Annotated in this window: 23 protein-coding genes; 10 read left to right on the top strand and 13 right to left on the bottom strand. The window is 70.2% G+C overall.

Annotated features, from left to right (window positions below; translation table 11 throughout):
- The coding region (locus I0Q12_RS33145; protein ID WP_307846329.1) for an ATP-binding cassette domain-containing protein at window positions 1–797 on the bottom strand (797 nt) is incomplete at its 3' end.
- Between the two features lie 123 nt (window positions 798–920).
- On the opposite strand from I0Q12_RS33145, the gene I0Q12_RS17910 reads away from it, so the two are divergent.
- From I0Q12_RS17910 to I0Q12_RS17900, 3 genes are all read left to right on the top strand, one after another.
- Window positions 921–1709, top strand: a complete 789-nt coding sequence (locus I0Q12_RS17910) for an SDR family oxidoreductase (RefSeq protein WP_231610915.1) — start codon at window positions 921–923, stop codon at window positions 1707–1709.
- Window positions 1710–1713: 4 nt separating this feature from the next.
- Window positions 1714–2820 (top strand): lycopene cyclase family protein, encoded by a 1107-nt coding sequence (locus tag I0Q12_RS17905; RefSeq protein ID WP_197253177.1) that lies wholly within the window; start codon window positions 1714–1716, stop codon window positions 2818–2820.
- 62 nt (window positions 2821–2882) lie between these two features.
- The gene (locus tag I0Q12_RS17900) at window positions 2883–3890 is read left to right on the top strand and encodes a Ku protein (RefSeq protein ID WP_197253175.1); all 1008 of its coding nucleotides are present in this window, start codon (window positions 2883–2885) and stop codon (window positions 3888–3890) included.
- Window positions 3891–3908: 18 nt separating this feature from the next.
- Here the strand turns inward: I0Q12_RS17900 and I0Q12_RS17895 are convergent, their stop codons facing one another.
- The 10 genes from I0Q12_RS17895 to I0Q12_RS17850 form a co-directional block, all read right to left on the bottom strand.
- Window positions 3909–5459 carry an MFS transporter gene (locus tag I0Q12_RS17895; protein WP_231610933.1) on the bottom strand — a complete coding sequence of 517 codons (1551 nt, stop codon included), beginning with the start codon at window positions 5457–5459 and terminating at the stop codon, window positions 3909–3911.
- 115 nt (window positions 5460–5574) lie between these two features.
- A complete protein-coding gene (locus I0Q12_RS17890; RefSeq protein WP_197253171.1) occupies window positions 5575–6030 on the bottom strand; it encodes a MarR family winged helix-turn-helix transcriptional regulator in 456 nt (151 codons plus the stop codon).
- Between the two features lie 118 nt (window positions 6031–6148).
- Window positions 6149–6604 (bottom strand): MarR family winged helix-turn-helix transcriptional regulator, encoded by a 456-nt coding sequence (locus I0Q12_RS17885; protein ID WP_197253169.1) that lies wholly within the window; start codon window positions 6602–6604, stop codon window positions 6149–6151.
- Window positions 6605–6632: 28 nt separating this feature from the next.
- Window positions 6633–7052 carry a metal-sulfur cluster assembly factor gene (locus I0Q12_RS17880; RefSeq protein WP_197253167.1) on the bottom strand — a complete coding sequence of 140 codons (420 nt, stop codon included), beginning with the start codon at window positions 7050–7052 and terminating at the stop codon, window positions 6633–6635.
- Window positions 7052–7519 (bottom strand): Fe-S cluster assembly sulfur transfer protein SufU, encoded by a 468-nt coding sequence (sufU, locus tag I0Q12_RS17875; protein WP_197253165.1) that lies wholly within the window; start codon window positions 7517–7519, stop codon window positions 7052–7054. Before sufU ends, I0Q12_RS17880 begins: the two co-directional genes overlap by 1 nt.
- 1 nt (window position 7520) lies before the next feature.
- Entirely contained in the window at window positions 7521–8816 is a 1296-nt protein-coding gene (locus I0Q12_RS17870) for a cysteine desulfurase (RefSeq protein ID WP_197253164.1), read from the bottom strand.
- A gap of 4 nt (window positions 8817–8820) precedes the next feature.
- Window positions 8821–9606, bottom strand: a complete 786-nt coding sequence (sufC, locus tag I0Q12_RS17865) for a Fe-S cluster assembly ATPase SufC (protein WP_197253163.1) — start codon at window positions 9604–9606, stop codon at window positions 8821–8823.
- Window positions 9607–9648: 42 nt separating this feature from the next.
- Window positions 9649–10854 (bottom strand): Fe-S cluster assembly protein SufD, encoded by a 1206-nt coding sequence (gene sufD, locus I0Q12_RS17860; RefSeq protein WP_197253162.1) that lies wholly within the window; start codon window positions 10852–10854, stop codon window positions 9649–9651.
- Entirely contained in the window at window positions 10855–12303 is a 1449-nt protein-coding gene (gene sufB / locus I0Q12_RS17855) for a Fe-S cluster assembly protein SufB (RefSeq protein ID WP_197253161.1), read from the bottom strand. It abuts the gene before it with no gap.
- 87 nt (window positions 12304–12390) lie between these two features.
- A complete protein-coding gene (locus tag I0Q12_RS17850) occupies window positions 12391–13203 on the bottom strand; it encodes a metalloregulator ArsR/SmtB family transcription factor (RefSeq protein ID WP_197253160.1) in 813 nt (270 codons plus the stop codon).
- Between the two features lie 71 nt (window positions 13204–13274).
- Between I0Q12_RS17850 and mptB the strand changes: the two genes are divergently transcribed.
- From mptB to I0Q12_RS17830, 4 genes are read left to right on the top strand one after another with little or no spacing between them, the layout of a single operon-like run.
- Window positions 13275–15041: a polyprenol phosphomannose-dependent alpha 1,6 mannosyltransferase MptB gene (gene mptB / locus I0Q12_RS17845; protein ID WP_197253159.1), complete on the top strand. Its 1767-nt coding sequence runs from the start codon at window positions 13275–13277 to the stop codon at window positions 15039–15041.
- Complete coding sequence (locus I0Q12_RS17840) at window positions 15038–15982, top strand: ABC transporter ATP-binding protein (RefSeq protein WP_197253158.1); 945 nt, start codon at window positions 15038–15040, stop codon at window positions 15980–15982. Before mptB ends, I0Q12_RS17840 begins: the two co-directional genes overlap by 4 nt.
- Complete coding sequence (locus tag I0Q12_RS17835) at window positions 15979–16779, top strand: ABC transporter permease (protein WP_197253157.1); 801 nt, start codon at window positions 15979–15981, stop codon at window positions 16777–16779. Before I0Q12_RS17840 ends, I0Q12_RS17835 begins: the two co-directional genes overlap by 4 nt.
- Window positions 16780–16839: 60 nt before the next feature.
- The gene (locus tag I0Q12_RS17830; RefSeq protein WP_197253156.1) at window positions 16840–17808 is read left to right on the top strand and encodes a COX15/CtaA family protein; all 969 of its coding nucleotides are present in this window, start codon (window positions 16840–16842) and stop codon (window positions 17806–17808) included.
- Window positions 17809–17879: 71 nt separating this feature from the next.
- Here the strand turns inward: I0Q12_RS17830 and I0Q12_RS17825 are convergent, their stop codons facing one another.
- Window positions 17880–18227: a hypothetical protein gene (locus tag I0Q12_RS17825; protein ID WP_197253155.1), complete on the bottom strand. Its 348-nt coding sequence runs from the start codon at window positions 18225–18227 to the stop codon at window positions 17880–17882.
- A gap of 22 nt (window positions 18228–18249) precedes the next feature.
- Here I0Q12_RS17825 and I0Q12_RS17820 point away from each other — a divergent pair, with 22 nt between their 5' ends.
- Window positions 18250–19215, top strand: a complete 966-nt coding sequence (locus tag I0Q12_RS17820; RefSeq protein ID WP_197253154.1) for a quinone oxidoreductase — start codon at window positions 18250–18252, stop codon at window positions 19213–19215.
- 107 nt (window positions 19216–19322) lie between these two features.
- Here the strand turns inward: I0Q12_RS17820 and I0Q12_RS17815 are convergent, their stop codons facing one another.
- Window positions 19323–20300: a heme o synthase gene (locus tag I0Q12_RS17815; protein ID WP_197253153.1), complete on the bottom strand. Its 978-nt coding sequence runs from the start codon at window positions 20298–20300 to the stop codon at window positions 19323–19325.
- 221 nt (window positions 20301–20521) lie between these two features.
- On the opposite strand from I0Q12_RS17815, the gene tkt reads away from it, so the two are divergent.
- Entirely contained in the window at window positions 20522–22624 is a 2103-nt protein-coding gene (gene tkt, locus I0Q12_RS17810; RefSeq protein ID WP_197253193.1) for a transketolase, read from the top strand.
- A gap of 6 nt (window positions 22625–22630) precedes the next feature.
- Entirely contained in the window at window positions 22631–23776 is a 1146-nt protein-coding gene (gene tal, locus I0Q12_RS17805) for a transaldolase (RefSeq protein WP_197253152.1), read from the top strand.
- The last annotated feature ends 68 nt before the right edge of the window (window positions 23777–23844 follow it).

Here is a 23844-nt window from a genome sequence, read left to right as displayed (position 1 = left end):
CGCTGCTCGTCGGTGGCGCGGGCGTCGAGGTACTTCTTCCAGCCCATGTTGTAGATGTCGGCCTCGCCGCGGACCGCGTCGAGGAACCACACCTTGTTGACGACGTCGGCGAGCAGGTCGACGTCGTGGCTGATGACGATGAGCCCGCCCTCGTGGTTCTGCAGGAAGCCGCGCAGCCACGTGATGGAGTCCGCGTCGAGGTGGTTGGTCGGCTCGTCGAGCAGCAGCGTGGTGTCGGACTTGCCGCCGGACCCGTCCGATGCCGCGAACAGGATGCGGGCGAGTTCGACACGACGGCGCTGACCACCGGACAGGGTGTGCAGCGGCTGACCGAGGATCCGGTCGGGCAGGCCGAGGCTGTGGCAGATGCGCGAGGCCTCGGACTCGGCGACGTACCCGCCGAGGGTCGAGAACCGCTCCTCGAGCGAGCCGTACTTGCGGACGGCGCGGTCGCGGATCTTCTCGTCGACGGCTTCGGCCATCAACGCCTGCTGTTTCTCCATGCCGCGCAGGATCTCGTCGAGGCCGCGTGCGGAGAGCACCCGGTCCTTCGCGAGGACGTCGAGGTTGCCTTCCTTCGGGTCCTGCGGGAGGTACCCCAGCTCGCCCGAGCGCACGACGGTGCCCGCATAGGGTTCGCCCTCCCCCGCGAGGATGCGCAAGGTGGTGGTCTTACCGGCGCCGTTGCGGCCGACCAGGCCGATCCGGTCGCCCGCCTGTACCCGCAGCGCCGACCCCGGTGCGGTGAGCAGCGTCCGCACGCCGGCGCGGACTTCCAGGTCGGTGGCAGTGATCACGCGTGGGACTCCTCGGGGGACGAGCGGGACGGGGGTCGTGATGCCGGACGAGCGGGCACACGAACCATTGATTTTACCGTGGCTCCGGCCCTGCCCCGGGGTGAGATGCGCTACGTTCCGGCCATGACGAGTACCCCCGCATCCCCCGTCACCCGCGATTTCGCCGGGCGCGTCGCGCTGATCACCGGCGCGAGCCGCGGTATCGGTTTTGCCGTCGCCGCCGAACTGCTCGCCCGCGGTGCCCACGTCGCGATCACCGCGCGGAAACCGGAACCGCTCGCCGAGGCCGCCGCGAGCCTGCGTGCGCTCGGTCACGGCGGCACGGTGCTCGAACTCCCCGGCAACGCCGGTGATCCGGACGCGCGCGCCGAGGCGGTGCGGCGCGCCGTCGACGAACTGGGCGGGTTGCACGTGCTGGTCAACAACACCGGGATCAACCCGACGTTCGGGTCGCTGATGGACGCCGATCTCGACGCGGTGCGGAAGATCTTCGACGTCAACGTGGTTGCGGCCCTCGGGTATGTGCAGCAGGCGCATCGGGCGTGGATGGCCGAGCACGGCGGGGCGGTCGTCAACGTCGCGAGTGTGGCCGGGCTGCGCTCGACCGGGGTGATCGGCGCGTACGGCGCGTCCAAGGCGGCGCTGATCCGGTTGACCGAGGAACTCGCGTGGGAACTCGGCCCGTCGATCCGCGTCAATGCGATCGCGCCGGGCATCGTGAAGACGAAGTTCGCCGCGGCACTGGTCACGGCCGGTGAGGATGCGGCGGCGGCGCGATACCCGCTGAAGCGGCTCGGCACCCCGGAGGACGTCGCGCAGCTGGTCGCATTCCTCGCCTCGGACGCGGCGCAGTGGATCACCGGCGAGACCGTGCGGGTGGACGGCGGGCTGCTCGCGACCGGGTCCATGTGATCGCGTGACCGCCGATCTGGTAATCGCCGGACTCGGGCCGGCCGGTCGTGCGCTCGCGTTCCGGGCGGCGGCCGGCGGTCTGGAGGTGACGGCCGTGGACCCCCGCCCCGAGCGGGCGTGGAGGGCGACGTACGCGGCGTGGGCGGACGAGTTGCCCGGCTGGTTGCCCGCGACCGCGGTCGCCGCGCGGGTGGAGACGCCGTCGGCGTGGACGGTGCGCGAGCACCGCATCGCGCGCCCGTACCGGGTGCTGGACACCGCGGCGCTGCAGCGGGCGCTGCCGCTCGACCGGGTGCGGGTCGTGACCGGACGCGCGGTCGACGTGGACCGCACCGGTGTCACGCTCGCCGACGGCGAGACGGTGCGTGGGCGCTGTGTCGTCGATGCGCGCGGGCTTCCCCCGGCCCCCGGGCGGGCGCAGCAGACCGCGTTCGGGCTGGTCGTGGACGCCCGGTCGGCGGCGGCCGCGCTCGACGGCCAGGAGGCCTGGTTCATGGATTGGCGGCGGGACAACGGCACCGGCCGGGGGGATGCCCCGTCGTTCCTGTACGCGGTGCCGGTCGGTCCGGGCCGGGTGCTGCTCGAGGAGACCTGCCTGGTGGGGCGGCCGGCGCTGGTGCTTCCGGAACTGGAAGGGCGCCTGCGGGCCCGGCTCGCGGCGCGCGGTGTGGAGTTGTCCGGTGCCGAACCGGCCGAACACGTCCGGTTCGCCGTGGAGGGCGCCCGACGGCGGCGCGGTGGCCCGGTCGGGTTCGGGGCGCGCGGGGGGCTGATGCATCCGGCCACCGGATACGCGGTGGCCACCGCGCTGTCGGCCGCGGACCCGGTGGTGGCCGCGGTGCGTGCGGGACGCGACCCGGATCGGGTGCTGTGGACCCCGACGGCCCGGACGGTCGCGGCCCTGCGCGCCCGCGGACTGGCGGTGCTGCTGGGCCTCGGCGGCGAGAATGCGGCCGAGTTCTTCGCTGCCTTCTTCGAACTGCCCGTCGACCGGCAGCGCGCCTACCTGTCCGGGCGCGACGATCCGGCCGGTGTCGCGGCGGCGATGTGGTCGTTGTTCGGGTCCGTCCCTCCCGCACTGCGGCGGACGATCCTGCGGTCGATGATCTGAGGACGAAGATCGAATTCGGTCGGTCGACTGCACAGTCGCGTGTTGTCCCGCATGATGGAGCCATGCGGTCGATCTGGAAGGGTTCCCTCGCGTTCGGCCTGGTGAATGTGCCGGTGAAGGTGTATTCCGCGACGGAGAGCCACGACATCCGGTTCCATCAGGTGCACGCGAAGGACGGCGGGCGGATCAAGTACGACCGGATCTGCACCGAGTGCGGCGAGTCGGTTCCGTACCCGGAGATCGACAAGGCGTACGACTCGGACGACGGTACGCGGGTGGTGCTCACCGACGAGGACTTCGAGAAGCTGCCGGCGGCGGAGAAGCACGAGATCCCGGTGCTGCAGTTCGTGCCGACCGAGCAGATCGATCCGATCCTGTTCGAGAAGTCCTACTATCTCGAGCCGGATTCGTCGTCGCCGAAGGCATACGCGCTGCTGGCGGCGACGCTCGAGCAGAGCGACCGCACCGCCCTCGTGCATTTCACGTTGCGGCAGCGCACCCGGCTGGCGGCGCTGCGCAACCGGGACGGGCTGCTGGTGCTGCAGACGCTGTTGTGGCCGGACGAGGTTCGGGCCGCGGAGTTCCCGGTGCTCGACGACGTGCAGAAGCCGTCGTCGAAGGAACTGGCGATGGCCGAGACCCTCGTCGAATCGATGTCCGACGATTTCGATCCGGACGAGTTCACCGACGAGTACCAGGTCGAGCTGCGTGCGTTGATCGACGACGCGCTGGCGCGGGGCGGCGAGAAGGTGTTCCAGGTGCCCGAGACCACGACCGAGGGCGAGGACGCCGAGGTGCTCGACCTCGTCGCGGCGCTGCAGCGCAGCGTGGATGCGGCCGGAGGCAAGAGCGCCGACGAGGACGAGTCGTCGAAGCGCCGCACGCCCGCGAAGAAGGCGTCCGACCGCAAGGCCCCCGCGAAGAAGACCCCGGCCGAAAAGACCGCCGCGAAAAAGACTCCGGCAAAAAAGACTCCGGCGAAGAAGAGCGCGTCGAAGTCGGCGTCCTCGCGGAAGAGCCAGGCGGACAAGCCCGCGGCGAAGAAATCCGCCGCGCGCAAGCGCGCCTGAGCCCGACCGGTCCCCGATCTAGTCGCCGACCGTCGCCGTGTCGGCGGCGGCCTTGCGGGCGTCGTCGAGTTGTTCGAGGCCGGTGCGGGTGTTGAGCGCGACCTCCTTGATGAACAGGATCGCGACGAGGGCCAGCGCGCCGAGGACCGCGGCGATCAGGAAGATCCGGGCGGTCGCGTCGCCGTAGGCTCCGCGCACGACCGCCGCGATCGGCGCCGGGAGTTCCTGCAGGTTGGACAGTCCGGCCCCGCCGGAGCCGGCGGGAACCTCGATGCCCAGGGCGGCGAGACCCTTGGCGATCAGGTCGACGATGTGGTTCGACAGGACCGCGCCGAGCACGGACACACCCGCGGCGCCGCCGAGCGACCGGAAGAAGGTGACCGTGGAGCTGGCGGCGCCGAGATTGTGCGGGGCGACGGAGTTCTGCACGGCGAGCACCAGGTTCTGCATCGTCATGCCCATGCCGAGGCCCAGGACGAACAGGTAGACCAGGATCAGCCCGATGTCGGTGCTGTGGTCGATCGTCGCGAGCAGCCCGAAGCCGACGGTCATCGCGACCGCACCGACGACGAGATAGATCTTCCAACGGCCGAAGCGGGTGATGAGCGCGCCGGACAGGGCCCCGGACACGGTCGAACCGAGCACCATCGGCACGGTGAGCAGGCCCGCGGCGGTGGGGCTGTAGCCGCGGGCGATCTGGAAGTACTGCCCGAGGAACACGGCACCGCCGAACAGGGCGACACCGACCGCGATGCTCGCCAGGGTCGCCAGGGTGGTGGTGCGGTCCCGGAACAGCTTCAGCGGGATGATCGGGTCCGTCGCGCGGCTCTCCACGAACACCGCCACGGCCAGCAACACGACGCCGAGCGCGACCAGGCCGTAGGACGTGCCCGATCCCCACGCAAAGTTCTTGCCGGCCAGGGTCACCCAGATCAGCAGGACGCTCACGCCGGCCGCGATGAGGGTGGCGCCGAGGTAGTCGATGCTCACCTGCTTGCGCACGACCGGCAGGTTCAGGGTGCGCTGCACGACGACGAAGGCGGCGACGGCGAGGGGCACACCGATGAAGAACGTCCAGCGCCAGCCGAGCCAGCTCGTGTCGACGATGACACCGCCGATCAGCGGCCCGGCCACCGTGGCGACGGCCATGACCGCCGCGATCGGGCCCTGGTAGCGACCGCGTTCGCGGGGGCTGAACATCGAGGCGATGACGATCACGACGAGGGCCTGCAGCCCGCCGAGGCCCAGCCCCTGGATCACGCGGCAGCCGATGAGCATGCCGACGGACTGGGACAGCCCGGCGAGGATCGAGCCGAGCGTGAACAGGATCAGCGACAACTGAACCAGCAGTTTCTTGCTGACCAGGTCGGCGAACTTGCCCCAGATCGGGGTGGTCGCGGTGGACGCGAGCAGGGTCGCGGTCACGACCCAGGTGTACTGGTCCTGGGTGCCGTGCAGGTCCATGATGATCGTCGGCAGCGCGTTGGACACGATCGTCGAGGACAGGAACGCCACGAACATGCCGAGCAGCAGGCCGACGAGCGCGTTGATGCGCTGACGGTGGGTCATCCCCGTCTGCGTGTCGTCCGGCGGGGTGGCCTCGGTGTCGGGAGCCGGGGGCACGGATGCGGTCATGGTCGCTCCTCGTCGGAAGTGATGTCGATGTCGGGGACGGACGGGACCGTCAGAGGGGGGCGTCGCGGAAGCGATCGACGGCGGCACCGAGCCGGTTGAGCCGGTCGACCAGGTCGCGGCCCTCCTCGTCGGTCCAGTCGGGCACGACCTCCTGCAGCAACCGCACGAGCCGCGCGCGGTGGCTGCGCAGCGCCTCGGCGCCGCCCTCGGTGAGGGTCAGGCACGCGGCGCGGCGGTCGTCGGGATCGGCGCCCCGCCGCGCGTATCCGAGAGATTCGGCGTAGGCGACCTGCCGGCTGAGCGTCGAGGCGGTCACCCCCAACCGGTCCGCGAGGTCGCCGAGCCGGCATCCGCCGCCGTGCTCGAGGTGGGCGAGCAGGGCGACCAGCCAGTTGGGCATGGCCTCGGGGTCGGCCTGCTGGGCGCGGACGTTGAGGCTGCGGCTGCGTCGGACCAGCGCGCGCACTGCCGCGATCAGGTCTTCTGCGGTTTCCGGAGCCAGCATGTCCATCCCTTGTCGATCGATCCTGTGCCACCATAGAAAATTTGGTTGATCGATACAACTAACGACCGGTGACGAAGGCCCCGTATCCTTGCCTTCACCGCGCGGCTCGCAGGGACCGTCAGTCCAGAATGCCGCCCAGACGGTGCATCAGTGTCGCCAGCTGACGGACATCGTCCGGGTCCCACGCCGACAGGCGTTCACGCCACCGCCGGAACGTCTCCGCCCGCTGCTGCTCCAGGCGCCGCCGGCCCTCGGGGGTCAACGCGACGAGCCGGGCCCGCGCATCGTGCGGGTCCGGGATGCGCTCGACCAGGCCGAGCCGTGCGGCGCTGTCGATGCGCCGGGTCAGCGTCGACTTCTCGATGCCCAGCGCACCGATCAGTTCGGACATCGCGATCGCGTCGGCGTCGCGCAGCAGCACCAGCAGCGGGTAGCACACCGGATCCAGCTTGGGATCGACCGCGCGGGCGCTCGCGGCCATGTACGAGCGGCCGCGGCGCCACAGCGCGAACACCTCCTGTTCGAGCGCTGCGGCCGCCACTCCGGGCGCGGCCTCACCGAGCGGATCCGTCATGCGATCCCGGGAGGTGGTCACCGTGTCGTCAGACGGTGAAACCGAGCGCCCGCAACTGCTCGCGTCCGTCGTCGGTGATCTTGTCGGGACCCCACGGCGGCATCCACACCCAGTTGATGCGCAGTTCCTCGCACAGTCCGCTCTTCACCAGGGCGTTGCGGGACTGGTCCTCGATCACGTCGGTGAGCGGGCAGGCGGCCGAGGTGAGGGTCATGTCGATGGTGACCGCTTCGTCGTCCTCGGTGATGCCGTACACGAGGCCCAGGTCGACGACGTTGATGCCCAGTTCGGGGTCGACGACGTCGCGCATCGCCTCCTCGAGTTCGTCGAGGCGCTGCGGGTCCATCGGCGGTGCGTCGGTGGTCGTGGTCGCCGCTTCGGGGGCCGCTGCTTCGGGGGCCGATGCCTCGGCGGCAGGGGTGCCGGTCTCGGAAGCCTGTTGGGTCATCAGTTCTGTCCTCCGCTCGGAACGGGTGCGCCGTCCACGATCTGCACCACGGCGTCCTTGAACGCCATCCAGCCCAGCAGCGCGCACTTCACGCGCGCCGGGTACTTCGACACGCCGGCGAACGCGATGCCGTCGCCGATCACGTCCTCGTCGCCTTCGACGGTGCCGCGGCTGCCGACCATCTCGGCGAAGCTGTCGACCGTCGCGAGCGCCTGCTCGACCGGCAGCCCGATCACCTGATCGGTCAGCACCGAGGTCGCGGCCTGGCTGATCGAGCAGCCCTGACCGTCGTAGGAGACGTCGCCGACGATCCCGTCGTCGGTCACATGCACCCGCAGGGTCACCTCGTCGCCGCAGGTCGGGTTCACGTGGTGCACCTCGGCGCCGAACGGTTCCCGCAGACCGCGGTGATGCGGGTGCTTGTAGTGATCCAGGATCACTTCCTGGTACATCTGTTCCATCCGCATGTCAGGACGCCCCGTCGATCGTGGTCTCGTGAATGTCCAGCGGCGGGTGGGTTCCGAAGAACTCCTGGGCCCGCCGGATCGCCGCGGCCAGGGCACGCACCTCGTCGGTGGTGTTGTAGACCGCGAACGACGCCCGCGCGGTCGCGGCGACACCGAAACGCCGGTGCAGAGGCCACGCGCAGTGGTGCCCGACGCGGATCGCGACACCCTCGTCGTCGAGGATCTGCCCGAGATCGTGGGCGTGGATGCCGTCGACGACGAAGGACACCGCTCCCCCGCGACGCTCGGTGGTGGTGGGGCCGATGATGCGGACCCCGTCCATGGCGCCGAGCAGTTCGAGCGCGAGGGCGGTCAGTTCGTGTTCGTGCGCGGCGACCGCGTCCATCCCGATCTCGTTGAGGTAGCGCACGGCGGCGCCGAGCCCGACGACCTGCGAGGTCATCGGCACCCCGGCCTCGAACCGCTGCGGCGGCGCCGCGAAGGTGGTCGCCTCCATCGTCACGGTCTCGATCATCGAACCGCCGGTGATGAACGGCGGCATCGCGCTGAGCAGCGCCCGCTTGCCGTACAGCACGCCGACGCCGGACGGACCGAGCATCTTGTGACCGGAGAACGCCGCGAAGTCCACGTCCAGGGCGTGGAAGTCGACCGGCATGTGCGGCACCGACTGGCACGCGTCGAGCACGACCAGCGCACCGACCGCGCGGGCGCGGCGCACCAGTTCCTCGACCGGCGCGACCGCACCGGTCACGTTCGACTGGTGGGTGAACGAGACGACCTTGACGGCGTCGGACAGCTCCAGCGAATCGAGGTCGATGCGGCCGTCGTCGGTGACGCCGTACCAGCGCAGCGTGGCGCCGGTACGCCGGGCCAGTTCCTGCCACGGCACCAGATTCGCGTGGTGCTCGAGTTCGGTGATCACGATCTCGTCGCCGGGGCCGACCGCGCGGGTGAACCGCTCGTCGCCGAGCACGTGGGTGACCAGGTTCAGCGACTCGGTGGCGTTCTTCGTGAACACCAGCTCGTCGGTGTCGGCGCCGACGAACTCGGCGATCGCGGCACGGGCCCCCTCGTACGCGTCGGTGGCTTCCTCCGCGAGCTGGTGGGCGCCGCGGTGCACGGCCGCGTTGCACGTGGTGAGGAACTCGCGTTCGGCGTCGAGCACCTGGATCGGCCGCTGAGAGGTCGCACCCGAATCGAGGTACACCAACGGCTTTCCGTCGCGCACCGTACGGGCCAGGATCGGGAAGTCCTTCCGGATCCTGGTGACATCGAGTTCCCTCACCGGGATGGTCATGTGTCTAGGCTCCTGCCGCGGCCTGGGTGAAACGGACGTAACCGTTGGTCTCGAGCTCGTCGGCGAGTTCCGGTCCACCGGACTCGACGATCCGGCCACCGACGAACACGTGCACGAACTGCGGCTTGATGTAGCGCAGGATGCGGGTGTAGTGGGTGATGAGGAGGACGCCGCCGTGCTCGCGCTCCTGGTAGCGGTTGACCCCCTCGGACACCACGCGCAGCGCGTCGACGTCGAGACCGGAGTCGGTCTCGTCGAGGATGGCGATCTGCGGCTTGAGCAGGCCGAGCTGGAGGATCTCGTGGCGCTTCTTCTCGCCGCCGGAGAATCCCTCGTTGACGCTGCGCTCACCGAACGCCGGATCGATGTCCAGCTCGGTCATCGCCTCCTTGACCTCCTTGACCCAGGTCCGGAGCTTGGGGGCCTCGCCGCGGACGGCGGTGGCGGCGGTGCGCAGGAAGTTCGACATCGACACGCCGGGCACCTCGACCGGGTACTGCATGGCCAGGAACAGGCCGGCGCGGGCACGCTCGTCGACGCTCATCTCGAGCACGTTCTCACCGTTGAGGGTGATGCTGCCGGAGGTCACCTCGTACTTGGGGTGGCCGGCGATCGCGTACGACAGGGTCGACTTGCCGGAGCCGTTGGGGCCCATGATGGCGTGCGTCTCGCCGGAGCGGACCGTCAGGTTGACGCCCTTGAGGATGTCGATGGGCTCGGCGTTCTCGTCGGTCTGGGCGACGCGAACGTGCAGGTCCTTGATCTCGAGGACGTTCTGGGGGGTGGACATCGGTGAATCGGTTCCTTACGAAAGTGTGTGGGCGGTTCGCGCTCAGGCGCCGACGGCGGCGAGTTCGGCTTCGACGGCGGCCTCGAGCCGTTCCCGGACCTCGGGGACGGTGATCTTCTCGATCAGTTCGTGGAAGAAGCCGCGCACCACGAGCCGGCGGGCCTGATCCTCGGGGATGCCGCGGGCGCGCAGGTAGAACAGCTGCTCGTCGTCGAAGCGGCCGGTCGCCGAGGCGTGGCCGGCGCCGACGATCTCGCCGGTCTCGATCTCGAGGTTCGGCACCGAGTCGGCGCGGGCGCCGTCGGTGAGCACCAGATTGCGGTTGAGCTCGAAGGTGTCGGTGCCCTCGGCCTCGGCGCGGATGAGCACGTCGCCGATCCACACGGTGTGGGCGTCGGGCTTGCCGGACTCGGGGTCGCCCTGCAGCGCGCCCTTGTACACCACGTTGGACTTGCAGTGCGGCTGCGAGTGGTCGACGAGCAGACGCTGCTCGAGGTGCTGACCGGCGTCGGCGAAGTACAGGCCGAGCAGCTCCGCGTCGCCGCCGGGCGCGTCGAACTTGACGGTCGGCGAGATGCGCACCAGGTCGCCGCCGAGACCGACGGTGAAGTGCCGCAGGGTCGCGTCGCGGTGCAGTCGCGCGTGGTGCGCGGCCACGTGCACGGCGTCGTCGGCCCAGTCCTGCACGGCGACGACGTTCAGGTGTGCGCTGTCGCCGACGACGAACTCGACGTTCTCCGCGTACGTGCCGCTCCCCCGCTGATCGAGGATCACGGTGGCCTTCGCGAACGGCTCGAGCCGCAGCTGCAGGTGCCCGAAGGCGACCTGTCCTTCACCCGGGCCGGTGATCGTGATGGTGACCGGATCGGCGACCTCGACCTCGCGGCCGACGGTGACGACCGTGGCGGATTCGAACGACGAGTACGCCTGGGCGGCGATGCGGTCGAACGGGACCCCGCCCTGTCCGAGGCGCTCGTCGTCGCGGCCGACGGTCTCGACCTGCACGCCCTCGACCTCGGAGACCTCGACGGTCGCGGTGCCGGAGGCGACGGCGCTGCCGTCGTGCAGCCCGCGCAGGCGGCGCAGCGGGGTGAACCGCCACGCCTCGTCGCGGCCACCGGGGATCTCGAAGGCATTCACGTCGAAGGACGTGAACAGCTCACCCTTGTTGGCGGCCGGCACACGGGTGTTCTCGCCGCGCACGGCGTCCTGCACCCCCGAGGGGGTGTTTGCGGTATTCGCAGCCATTTAGCCGACTGCCCCTTCCATCTGCAGTTCGATCAGTCGGTTCAACTCGAGGGCGTACTCCATGGGGAGTTCCTTGGCGATCGGCTCGACGAAGCCGCGCACGACCATCGCCATCGCCTCGTCCTCGGTCAGGCCGCGGCTCATCAGGTAGAACAGCTGGTCATCGCTGACCTTCGACACGGTCGCCTCGTGACCCATCGTCACGTCGTCCTCGCGGATGTCGACGTACGGGTAGGTGTCCGAGCGGCTGATCTGGTCGACCAGCAGCGCATCGCACTTGACCGTCGACTTCGAGCCGTGGGCACCCTTGTTGACCTGCACCAGCCCGCGGTAGGAGGCCCGACCGCCGCCGCGCGCGACCGACTTGGAGACGATCGTCGAGGAGGTGTGCGGCGCCAGGTGCAGCATCTTCGCGCCGGTGTCCTGGTGCTGGCCCTCGCCTGCGAAGGCGATGGACAGGACCTCGCCGCGAGCGTGCTCGCCCATCATCCACACGGCCGGGTACTTCATCGTCACCTTGGAACCGATGTTGCCGTCGATCCATTCCATGGAGCCGCCGGCCTCGACCTTGGTGCGCTTGGTGACCAGGTTGTAGACGTTGTTCGACCAGTTCTGGATGGTCGTGTAGCGGCAGTGGCCGCCCTTCTTGACGATGATCTCGACGACCGCCGAGTGCAGCGAATCCGACTTGTAGATCGGCGCGGTGCAGCCCTCGACGTAGTGCACGGACGCGCCCTCGTCGACGATGATCAGGGTCCGCTCGAACTGGCCCATGTTCTCGGTGTTGATCCGGAAGTAGGCCTGCAGCGGGATGTCGACGTGCACTCCCGGCGGCACGTAGATGAACGAGCCACCCGACCACACGGCGGTGTTCAGCGCGGAGAACTTGTTGTCGCCGGCGGGGATGACCGTGCCGAAGTACTCCTTGAAGATCTCCGGGTGCTCACGCAGGCCCGAGTCGGTGTCCAGGAAGATCACGCCCTGCGACTCGAGGTCCTCGCGGATCTGGTGGTAGACCACCTCGGACTCGTACTGGGCGGCGACACCGGCGACGAGGCGCTGCTTCTCCGCCTCCGGGATACCCAGCTTGTCGTAGGTGTTCTTGATGTCCTCGGGCAGTTCCTCCCAGGAGGTGGCCTGCTTCTCCGTGGAACGGACGAAGTACTTGATGTTGTCGAAGTCGATGCCCTCGAGATTCGAACCCCACACCGGCATCGGCTTCTTGTCGAACGTGCGCAGCGCCTTGAGGCGGATGTCGAGCATCCACTCCGGCTCGTTCTTCTTCGCCGAGATGTCGCGCACGACCGCCTCGGACAGGCCGCGCTGCGCGGCAGCGCCGGCCGCGTCCGGGTCCGACCAGCCGTAGCCGTAGTGACCGAGGGACGCGATGGTCTCCTCCTGCGTCAGCGGCGCACCTGCGCCGGACGCCTGGTCCGATGTGAGGGTCATGCGAGCTCCTTCCGGAGTCTTGATTCGTTGTCGGCACGGACTGGGATGCCGACGGGCTGGGCTGCTGGGGGTTACCGCTCGCGGCGGTCAGGGGTCGCTGTCGGTCCGGGCGTGGGTCGCCGGATCCGGGAGCAGCGGCACGTGGGTGGTGCAGAAACTGTCGCCGTTGGCGATGGTCGCGAGCCGCTGGACGTGGGTGCCGAGGATCTCGACGAATGCTTCCTGTTCCGCCTCGCACAGTTCCGGGAACTGTTCGGCGACGTGCGAGACCGGGCAGTGATGCTGGCAGACCTGCACGCCGGTGCCGACCCGCCGCGTGGACGCGGCGAATCCGGCGGCGCTGAACGCCTCGGCGATGTCCTCGAGGGTCGCTTCGATCTCGTCGTGTCCGGCGGCCGGTTCGACACCGGCGAGGATCGAGCGCACCCGTCGGCGCGCGAAGTCCTCGATGGCGGCGTCGCCGCCGAGTTCGCGCAGGTGCCGCATCGCGGCGCCGGCGAGGTCGTCGTAGGTGTGCCCGAGCCGGGCGCGGCCGACTGCGGTCAGCTGGAACCGGCGGGCCGGACGCCCGCGACCGCGGTCCTGCCGCCGCGGCGGGGCCGCTGCCTGGGCTTCACCGCTGTCGATGAGCGCGTCGAGGTGCCGGCGGACACCGGCGGCGCTGAGTCCGAGTCGCTTGCCGATCTCCGGGGCCGTGATCGGGCCCTCCTCGAGCAGCAGCTGCACGACCGCCGCGCGGGTCTGGCCCTCGTGCTGTGCGTGCTGCGGCGACGAATCGCGGCCCGAACGCGACGCGGCGAGGCCTGCGTCAGGCACGTGACCTGCGCATTTCTCGTCGACGGGGTGTTCGGTCGCTGATTTCACAACACCAGTGTGACGGAATTCGGAAACCCGGTCCACCAAGGGTGCCCTTCCCCACACCCCGGGCCGGACCGGGAATAGGCCCGTGACCGGCCCGATAGGCTGCTCGGGTGCCGCCGACCATCGACGAACCCAGCACGGCCGGCCCGGCCCCGAAAACGGGCCGCTCCGAGACCGCCCGTGCCTTCGAAACCGTCGGCATCCGGGCCGTGACGCTGGGCAAGCGCGCGCTCGGGCTCGACGGTCGCGGTCACCACACCGACGTGGTGACCGTGCTGCACGGCGACGAACGCGAAGGCCGCGGCCTCGACGCCACCGAGACCACCCAGTTGCACCGGATCCGGTTGTTCGGTGCGACCGGCGCGGTCCTGATGTGCGTCGGCGCCCTCGGCGCGGGCGCCCAGCCGGTGCTGCAGAACCCGGTTCAGGGCGTGCGGCTGCTGGGGTTGCCGGCGCGGATGCCGAGCGCGGCCCTGACCCTGGCGATGACCGGCACCGTCCTGGTCGTGCTGGCCTGGCTGCTGCTCGGCCGCTTCGCCGTCGGCCGGCGCGATCCCGACGGCCAGCCCCGCCGGCTGTCCCGATCGCAGCTCGACCGCACCCTCCTGCTGTGGATTCTGCCGCTGACCGTCGCGCCGCCGATGTTCAGCAAGGACGTCTACTCCTATCTGGCGCAGAGTGAGATCGCCGCGCGCGGGCTGGATCCGTATGCGATCGGGCCGGCCGGCGCGCTCGGCGTCGACCACGTGCTCACCCGGACCGTGCCGAACATCTGGCGCGAGACCTCCGCGCCCTACGGGCCGGCGTTCCTGTGGATCGGGGAACGCATCACGTTCCTGACCGGCGAGAACATCGTGTTCGGCATCTTCCTGCACCGGCTGCTCGCGCTCGGCGGTGTCGCCCTGATCGTGTGGGCGTTGCCGCGGCTGGCCCGGCGCTGCGGTGTCGCGTCGGTGACCGCGCTGTGGCTCGGCGCCGCCAATCCGTTGCTGCTGTTCCACCTGGTCGCCGGCATCCACAACGAGGCGCTCATGCTCGGGCTGATGCTCGCCGGGCTCGAACTGGCGTTGCGCGGTATCCACGCCGGCGGTCCGGGGACGCCGTTGCGGGGCCGCTACCTCGCGTGGCTCCTCGCCGGTGCCGCGCTGATCGCACTGTCGTCGATGATCAAGGTCCCGTCGCTGCTCGCGCTCGGATTCGTGGGCATGGCGCTGGCACGACGCTGGGGCGCCACCGCGCGGGCGGTGCTGGCGGCGGCGGCCCTGCTGGCGGCGGTGTCGCTGACGGTGATCACCGTGGTGAGCTGGGGCAGCGGACTCGGGCTCGGCTGGACGAACACGTTGGGCACCGCGACCGAGGTGCGCAGCTGGATGTCGATCCCCACGCTGCTCGGGGTCGGGACCGGCCTGGCGGGGGTGCTGCTCGGATTGGGCGATCACACCACCGCGATCCTGTCGATCACCCGGCCGATCGCCGCCATGATTGCGGCATTCGTCACAATCCGGATGCTACTGGCGGTGCTCGTCGGGCGGATCCACCCCGTCGGCGGGCTCGGGGTCTCGCTCGGCGCGATCGTTCTGCTGTTCCCCGTCGTGCAGCCCTGGTACCTGCTGTGGGCGGTGATCCCGCTCGCCGCGTGGGCCACCCGGCCGATCTTCCGGATCCCCACGGTGGCCTTCTCGTCGCTGGTCAGCGTGATTCTGATGCCCAACGGCGGCGAGTACCAGCCGTTCATCATCGTGCAGGCCGCGATCGCGACGGTCGTCGTCGTCGGGCTGCTCATCGTGTTCACCCGGAACCGGTTGCCGTGGCGCGAGGACGACCGCACACCACCGCGCCCCGCCGAATCCCCCGACGCCTACGCTGGAAACCCGTGACCTCGAGATCCCCTGCCGGTACGGCGCCTGCGGTGCGCCTGAACGGCGTCGTCAAGAAATTCGGCGACACAACCGCCGTGAACGAGCTCGACCTCACCGTCGAGCGCGCCCAGGTGCTCGCCCTGCTCGGCCCCAACGGCGCCGGCAAGACCACCACCGTGGAGATGTGCGAGGGTTTCGTGACCCCCGACGCCGGCACCGTGCGCGTGCTCGGCCTGGATCCGATCGTCGATTCGGAGGCACTGCGACCCCGGATCGGGGTCATGCTGCAGGGCGGCGGCGCCTACCCCGGTTCCAAGGCCGGCGAGATGCTCGACCTGGTCGCCTCGTACTCGGCGAATCCGATCGACCCGGCGTGGCTGTTGAACTGCCTCGGGCTCGACGAGGCCCGCCGCACCCCCTACCGCCGGCTCTCCGGCGGTCAACAGCAGCGGCTGGCGCTGGCGTGCGCGTTGGTCGGACGCCCGGAACTGGTGTTTCTCGACGAGCCGACCGCGGGTCTCGACGCCCAGGCCCGGCTGCTGGTGTGGGAACTGATCGACGCCTTGCGCCGCGACGGCGTCTCGGTGCTGCTGACGACGCATCTGATGGACGAGGCCGAGGAACTGGCCGACGAGGTCGTGATCATCGACCACGGGCGGGTCGTCGCCGCCGGAACGCCCGAGGAGGTGGCCCGGACCGGGTCCGAGCAGCAGCTGTGGCTGTCCGCCTCCGCGGGGCTCGATCTCGCGCCGCTGCGGACGGTGCTGCCCGACGGGTTCCGCGTGCGGGAGCCGCAACCGGGCCGCTACCTGGTCGAGGGCGCGATCGATCCCGCGGTGGTCACCGCGGCCGCGTCGTGGTGCGCCGACCAGGGGGCGCTGGTGAGCGAGATCCGCGTGTACCAGCGCAGCCTCGAGGACGTCTTCCTCGACCTGACCGGACGGGAGTTGAGAGGGTGAGCGTGACGCATCACGATCGACTGGCGGGCAACCGGTTCGAGGCCGGGACCTTCGCGCCCGCCCCGCGACCGAACACGCCGGCGGCGATGCTCGCTGCGCAGACGCGCATGGAGCTCAAGCTGCTGCTGCGCAACGGCGAGCAGTTGCTGCTGACGATGTTCATCCCGATCACCCTGCTCATCGGCCTGACCCTGCTGCCGATCGGTGATCTCGGCGATCCCCGCGTGGAACGGGTCCTGCCGGCGGTGATGATGGTCGCGGTGATGTCGACCGCGTTCACCGGTCAGGCAATCGCGGTCGGATTCGACCGCAGATACGGTGCACTGAAAAGGATCGGCGCGACCGCCCTGCCGAAGTGGGGCATCATCGCAGGTAAGAGCGCCGCGGTGGCGATCGTAGTGGCGATGCAATCTATTCTGCTCGGTGCTATCGGAGTGGCCCTCGGATGGCGTCCGAGCCCGCTGGGACTGCTGCTCGGCGCCGTCGTCATCGCGCTCGGCACGGTGATGTTCGCGACGCTCGGGCTGCTGCTCGGCGGCACCCTGCGCGCCGAGATCGTGCTCGCCCTGGCGAACATCATCTGGTTCGTGCTGCTCGGCATCGGCAGCGTCGTGCTCGCCGGGGGCGGCCTGCCCGACGCCCTCGTGCACCTGGCGCGGGTGACCCCGTCCGGAGCGCTGGCCCTCGGCCTCGAGGAGGCCGTGCTCGGCGGCATGGACTGGCTCGCGATGACGATCCTCGCCGTCTGGGCCGTCGTCGGCGCGGTGCTGGCCCGGCGCTTCTTCCGATTCACGTGACGGCCGGACCCCACCAGCCCAACTACAGCGCGTAGTGGACGGACCCGTACCATCGTGAACGTGCTGTATCGCGGCTACCTGAACCTCGTCGACCGACTTCCGCTTCCGTCGCTGCGGATCCAGCGGATCATCGCCTTCCTCACCATCGTCGTGCAGGGCGGCATCGCCGTCACCGGCTCGGTCGTGCGGGTCACCGCGTCGGGCCTCGGATGCCCCACCTGGCCGCAGTGCTTCCCCGGCTCCCTGGTGCCGGTCGGCGTGTCCAGCAACGTGCACACCATCCACCAGATCGTCGAGTTCGGAAACCGCCTGCTGACGTTCGTCGTCGTCGCCGTCTCCGCCGCGATCGTGCTCGCCGTGACCCGCGCCCGTCGCCGCCGCGAGGTCGTCGCCTGGGCGTGGCTGATGCCCGCCGGCACCGTGCTGCAGGCCGTGATCGGCGGCATCACGGTGCTCGCCGGGCTGGCGTGGTGGACCGTCGCGATCCACATGCTCGCCTCGATGCTGATGGTGTGGCTCGCGGTCGTGCTGTTCGTCAAGGTCGGCGAACCCGACGACGGGGTCGTCGAGCAGGTGCTCCCCCAGCCGCTGCGGTGGCTGACCGCGCTGTCCGCGGCCGTGCTGGCCGGCGTCCTGATCGCCGGAACGATGGTCACCGGCGCCGGCCCGCACGCCGGCGACAAGGGTGTCGAACGCCCGGTGCCGCGGCTCGACGTCGACATCACCACGCTCGTGCACCTGCACGCCGAACTGCTCGTCGGCTACCTGGCGCTCCTGGTGGGCCTGGCGTTCGCGCTGTACGCCGTCGCCGCCCCGGCCGCGGTGAAGCTGCGGCTGAAGGTGCTGATCGGCCTGGTCCTGGCCCAGTCGCTCATCGGCCTCGTCCAGTTCTGGACGGATGTGCCCGCGGTGCTCGTGGTGCTGCACGTGGCCGGTGCCGGTCTGTGCACGGCCGCGACCGCCGCGGTATGGTGCGCCGGCCGCGTCCGCGTCGCCGCCCCGCGCCCGGAGGCCGTCACCACCGCCTGACTACGATCCGACGCTGCGGGCCCACCTCCTGGAACGGAGGTGGGCCCGCGGCGTTTCGCGTGTCGGCGGCGTCAGCGCTCGTTGCGCGCCTTCGGGAAGCGGGTCTGGTTCGCGACCCAGCCGGCCATCTTCTTCCAGTGGCCCTGCTGCGGGGTGGCGATGCTGGTGACCTCGCGATCCCAGTCCGAGACCGTGACATTCGGCAGCGCCTCGACGACCGCGTGCGCGGTCGCCAGGTCGGCGACGACACGATCGCCCAGGGTGCCGTCGGCGGCGACGACGGTCACGCGCACCCCGGCTTCCCCGATCGGCTGCAGGACCGCCTTGGCGGTATCACCGTGCGCGGCGACGAAGGAACGGAGAGAGGAGACGACGTCGGCGGGTGCGGGTGCGGCCGCGACCTGAGTTTCAGCGCTCATGCCTGCAGAATACTGTGGGCCCATGCGCGCAATCGAAGTGACACGGTTCGGTGGTCCCGACGTCCTCGTTCCCGCCGAGCTCCCCGATCCCGTTCCGGGGCCGGGTGAGCTGCTGGTCCGCACGGACGCCATCGGCGTCAACTACATCGACACCTACTTCCGCACCGGCCTGTACGCGACGGATCTGCCCTACGTACCCGGGTCCGAGGGCACCGGCCGCGTCGAAGCCGTCGGGCCCGGAACCAGCGAGTTCGCGGTCGGCGACCGGGTGTGCTGGGCCGCGGCCCCCGGCTCCTACGCGGAACTGGTCGTCGTGCCGGAAGCGGTCGCGGTGCCGGTCCCGGACGAGGTACCCGCGGACCAGGCCGCTTCCGCGCTGCTGCAGGGCATGACCGCGCACTACCTGCTCGAGTCGACGTATCCGGCGCAGCCCGGGGAGACGGTGCTCATGCACGCGGGCGCCGGCGGGGTCGGCCTGATCCTGACCCAGCTCGCGACCGCGAAGGGGGTACGGGTCATCACCACCGTGTCCTCGGACGAGAAGGAGGCGCTGTCGCGGGAGGCCGGCGCCGCGGAGGTGCTCCGCTACGGCGACGACCTTCCCGAGCGGGTGCGGGAACTGACCGGCGGCGAGGGCGTCGCCGCCGTGTACGACGGGGTCGGCAAGGACACCTTCGAGGCGTCGCTGGCGTCGCTGCGGATCCGCGGCACGCTCGCGCTGTTCGGTGCCGCGAGCGGCCCGGTGCCCCCGTTCGATCCGCAGCGGCTCAACCCCGCCGGATCGCTGTTCCTGACCCGCCCCACCCTGGTGCATTACACGCGGGACCGCCAGGAGCTGCTGTGGCGCTCCGGTGACGTCTTCGCGGCCATCGCCGCCGGTGATCTGAAGATCCGCGTCGGGGCGCGCTATCCGCTCGCGGAGGCGGCGCAGGCCCACCGCGACCTCGAGGGCCGCAAAACCACCGGTTCGATCGTGCTGGCGCCGTAGGCGCCCGTGTGCCTTATTGGCGGCCCTGGCCGCCACAACGGCACACCGCGCAACGAACGCCGCCCTTCCGTCGGGAAGAGCGGCGCCGTTGCTGTCGGTTCAGCAGATCAGAGGTACGAGGCGATGGTGGGCAGGTCCAGCACGGAGTCGACGGCCAGGCCCAGGCACACCACCGCGAGGTAGTTGTTCGACTGCAGGAACAGCTTGAGCGGCTTGACGGACGCGCCCCCGCGCACGCTGTTGTACAGCTGGTGGGCGATGAACACGAACCAGGCACCGGCGAGCACCGCGACCGCCGCGTACACGACGCCTGCCGCCGGGACGAGCACCAGCGTGGCCAGCACCGTCGCCCACGTGTAGATCAGGATCTGCTTGGTGACGTGCTGCTCGGTGGCGATCACGGGGAGCATCGGCACGCCGGCCGCCTTGTAGTCCTCCTTGTAGCGCATCGCCAGCGCCCAGGTGTGCGGCGGAGTCCAGAAGAAGATCACCAGGAACAGCACGATCGGCTCCCAGCTCAGCGACCCGGTCACCGCGGCCCAGCCCACCATCACCGGCATGCAGCCGGCAGCGCCGCCCCACACCACGTTCTGCCAGGTACGACGCTTGAGCACCATCGTGTAGACGAGCACATAGAACGCGATGGTCGCGACGACGAGCGCCCCGGCGAGCAGATTCGCGCGCCACCACAGCCACGCGAACGACGCGATGCCGAGCACCATGCCGAACACGAACGCGTTGCGCGTGGGCACGGCCTGCCGCGCCAGCGGACGCCGCGCGGTGCGCTTCATCACCTTGTCGATGTCGGCGTCGACGACGCAGTTGAGCGAGTTCGCGCTCGCCGCGCCCATCCAGCCGCCGAACAGGGTGCTGAGGATGAGAACGAGATCGACGTTGCCGCGGTCGGCGAGCAGCATCGCCGGGATGGTCGCGACCAGCAGCAACTCGATGACGCGCGGCTTGGTCAGCGCGATGTAGGCGAGCACGGTGCCCGAGATCCGGCCCCACGGGGTGTCCGGCCGCGGGGCGCTGGGGGCTTCCGGGGCACCGAAGCCGTGTCCTCCCGGCCGTCGCCCTGCCCGCACACTGTCTCCTTGCACCACGCGAATACACACCTTCGCTCGCCCGCCGACCGCCGCCCGATCACGGACGCGCACTACTACGGTCGATGGTAGACCGCGGACAGGCCTCGGCCGAATCGACCCGTAGGCCGCACGGGGCCGCCGCGGCCATTAGGCTGGGAGGGCGCGCGACGCATTCGCGGTCGCAGGCATCCCGTACACCCATGTCAGGAGACTTGAAGCTCGTGTCGATCACCGACGAGATCCGCACCCTCACCGCGGCGGTTCACCCCGCCGACTGGACCGATCTGGACACCAAGGCCGTCGACACCGCCCGTGTGCTTGCTGCGGACGCCGTGCAGAAGGTCGGCAACGGGCATCCGGGCACCGCGATGAGCCTGGCGCCGCTGGCGTACACGCTGTACCAGCGGGTGCTGCGCCACGACCCCACCGACCCGCAGTGGGTCGGCCGCGACCGGTTCGTCCTGTCCTGCGGCCACTCGAGCCTGACCCTCTACATCCAGCTCTACCTGTCCGGCTACGGCTTGGAGCTGGCCGACCTCGAGGCGCTGCGCACGTGGGGTTCGCTGACCCCCGGCCACCCCGAGTTCGGGCACACCGCGGGTGTCGAGATGACCACCGGCCCGCTCGGCCAGGGTCTGGCCTCCGCGGTGGGCATGGCGATGGCCGCTCGGCGGGAGCGCGGCCTGTTCGACCCGGAGGCGGCGGAGGGCACCAGCCCGTTCGACCACCACATCTACGTCGTCGCGTCCGACGGTGACATCGAGGAGGGCGTCACCTCCGAGGCGTCGTCGATCGCCGGCGTGCAGGAACTGGGCAACCTGATCGTCTTCTACGACGACAACAAGATCTCCATCGAGCACGACACCGCGATCGCGCTGAGCGAGGACACCGCCAAGCGCTACGAGGCGTACGGCTGGCACGTGCAGACCGTCGAGGGCGGCGAGAACGTCACCGCGATCCTCGAGGCGGTCGAGGCGGCGAAGGCCGTCACCGACAAGCCGTCGCTGATCCTGCTGCGCACCGTCATCGGCTACCCGGCCCCGACGAAGATGAACACCGGCGACGTGCACGGCGCGGCGCTCGGCGCGGACGAGGTCGCCGCGGTCAAGAAGTTCCTCGGGTTCGATCCCGAGAAGAACTTCGACGTGGACCCCGCTGTGATCGAGCACACCCGCCGCATCGTCGACCGCGGGGCGAAGGCCCGCGCCGACTGGCAGGCCGCGTTCGACGCGTGGGCCGAGCGGGAGCCGCAGCGCAAGGAACTGTTCGACCGCCTGCAGGCCGGCGAGTTCCCGGCAGGCTGGACCGACGCCCTGCCGACCTACGAGCCGGCCGAGAAGGGCCCGGCGACCCGGAAGGCGTCCGGCAACGCGCTCGCCGCGCTCGGCCCGATCCTGCCGGAGCTGTGGGGCGGGTCCGCGGACCTGGCGGGTTCGAACAACACCACTATCCCCGGTTCGGAGTCGTTCGGTCCCGAGTCGATCTCGACCAAGGACTGGACGGCCACCCCGTACGGCCGCACCCTGCACTTCGGTGTCCGCGAGCACGCCATGGGCTCGATCCTCAACGGCATCGCGCTGCACGGGCCGACCCGCCCGTACGGCGGCACGTTCCTCGTGTTCTCCGACTACATGCGTCCCGCGGTGCGCCTGGCCGCGCTCATGCAGACCCCGTCGATCTATGTGTGGACGCACGATTCGATCGGTCTCGGCGAGGACGGCCCGACCCACCAACCGGTCGAGCACCTCACCGCGCTGCGCGCGATCCCGAACCTCGCGGTGATCCGCCCCGCGGACGGCAACGAGACGTCGTTCGCGTGGAAGGCCGCGCTGGAGAACAAGACGGGCCCGACCGCGCTCGCCCTGACCCGTCAGGACGTGCCGGTGCTCGAGGGCACCCGCGAGAAGGCCGCCGAGGGTGTGGCCCGCGGCGCCTACGTGCTCGCCGAGGCGTCGACCGGCACCCCCGAGGTGCTTTTGCTCGCCACCGGTTCCGAGGTGCAGCTCGCCGTCGCCGCGCGTGAGGTCCTCGAGGCCGAGGGCGTCCCGACCCGCGTCGTGTCGGTGCCGGTTCTCGACTGGTTCCTCGAGCAGGAGCAGGCGTACCGCGACGAGGTGCTGCCGCCGTCGGTGAAGGCCCGCGTGTCCGTCGAGGCGGGGCTGGCGCTGCCGTGGTACCGCCTGATCGGCGACGCCGGCGAGGCCGTGTCGCTCGAGCACTACGGCGCTTCCGCCGACTACAAGACCCTGTACCGCGAGTTCGGCATCACCGCCGAGGCCGTCGCCGACGCTGCACGCCGCTCGCTGACGCGACTGAAGGGATAGATCGTCATGACGCAGGAAACCACCACGCAGAACGCGAATCTGGCAGCACTGTCGGCCGCAGGCGTGTCCGTGTGGCTCGACGACCTGTCCCGCGAGCGCATCGAGTCCGGCAACCTGGCCGAGCTCGTCGCGACCCGTTCGGTCGTCGGGGTCACCACCAACCCGTCGATCTTCCAGGCGGCGCTGTCGAAGGGCCACGCCTACGACGCGCAGATCACCGAACTGGCTGCCGCCGGCTCGGACGTCGACACCACGATCCGCACCGTCACGACCGACGACGTGCGCGCCGCGTGCGACGTGCTGGCACCGGTGTACGAGGCGACCGACGGTGTCGACGGCCGGGTCTCGATCGAGGTCGATCCGCGACTCGCCCACGAGACGGACGCCACCGTCAAGCAGGCGATCGAGCTGTGGAAGATCGTCGACCGCCCGAACCTGTTCATCAAGATTCCTGCGACGGTCGCCGGCCTGCCCGCGATCGCCCGGGTGATCGGCGAGGGCATCAGCGTGAACGTGACGCTGATCTTCTCGGTGGACCGGTACGAGCGGGTCATCGAGTCCTACCTCGACGGTCTGACCGCGGCGAAGGCCGCCGGGCACGACCTGTCGAAGATCCACTCGGTGGCGTCGTTCTTCGTCTCCCGCGTGGACACCGAGATCGATGCGCGGCTCGAGGAGATCGGCACGGACGAGGCACTGGCCCTGCGCGGCAAGGCCGGGGTCGCCAACGCTCGCCTGGCGTACGCGGCCTACCGGAAGGCCTTCGAATCCGGTGCGCGTTTCGAGCAGCTCGCCGCCGCCGGGGCCCGGCCGCAGCGCGCGCTGTGGGCGTCGACCGGTGTGAAGAACCCCGCATACCCGGACACGCTGTACGTGACCGAGCTGGTGGCGCCGCACACCGTCAACACCATGCCGGAGAAGACCCTCGAGGCGGTCGCCGACCACGGTGAGATCACCGGCGACACCGTCACGGGCACCGACACCGCCGCCGAGCACGTGTTCTCCGCGCTGAAGAAGGCCGGGATCGATCTGAACGACGTGTTCCGCAAGCTCGAGGACGAGGGCGTCGAGAAGTTCGAGGTGTCCTGGAACGAACTGATCGCGGCCACGGCCGAGCAGCTTGCGGCGCACACCGCCGGCGCGGAGGGCTGACGGTGAGCGAACCCGCGGCGGCGGAGTGGGTCAATCCGCTTCGTGACGAGAGGGATCGGCGGCTTCCC

The sequence above is a fragment of the Rhodococcus sp. CX genome (genome assembly GCF_015865005.1).
Lineage (GTDB): Bacteria > Actinomycetota > Actinomycetes > Mycobacteriales > Mycobacteriaceae > Rhodococcus.
Note: the sequence above shows the minus strand (reverse complement) of the source record. Positions and strands in the feature narration are given on the sequence as shown.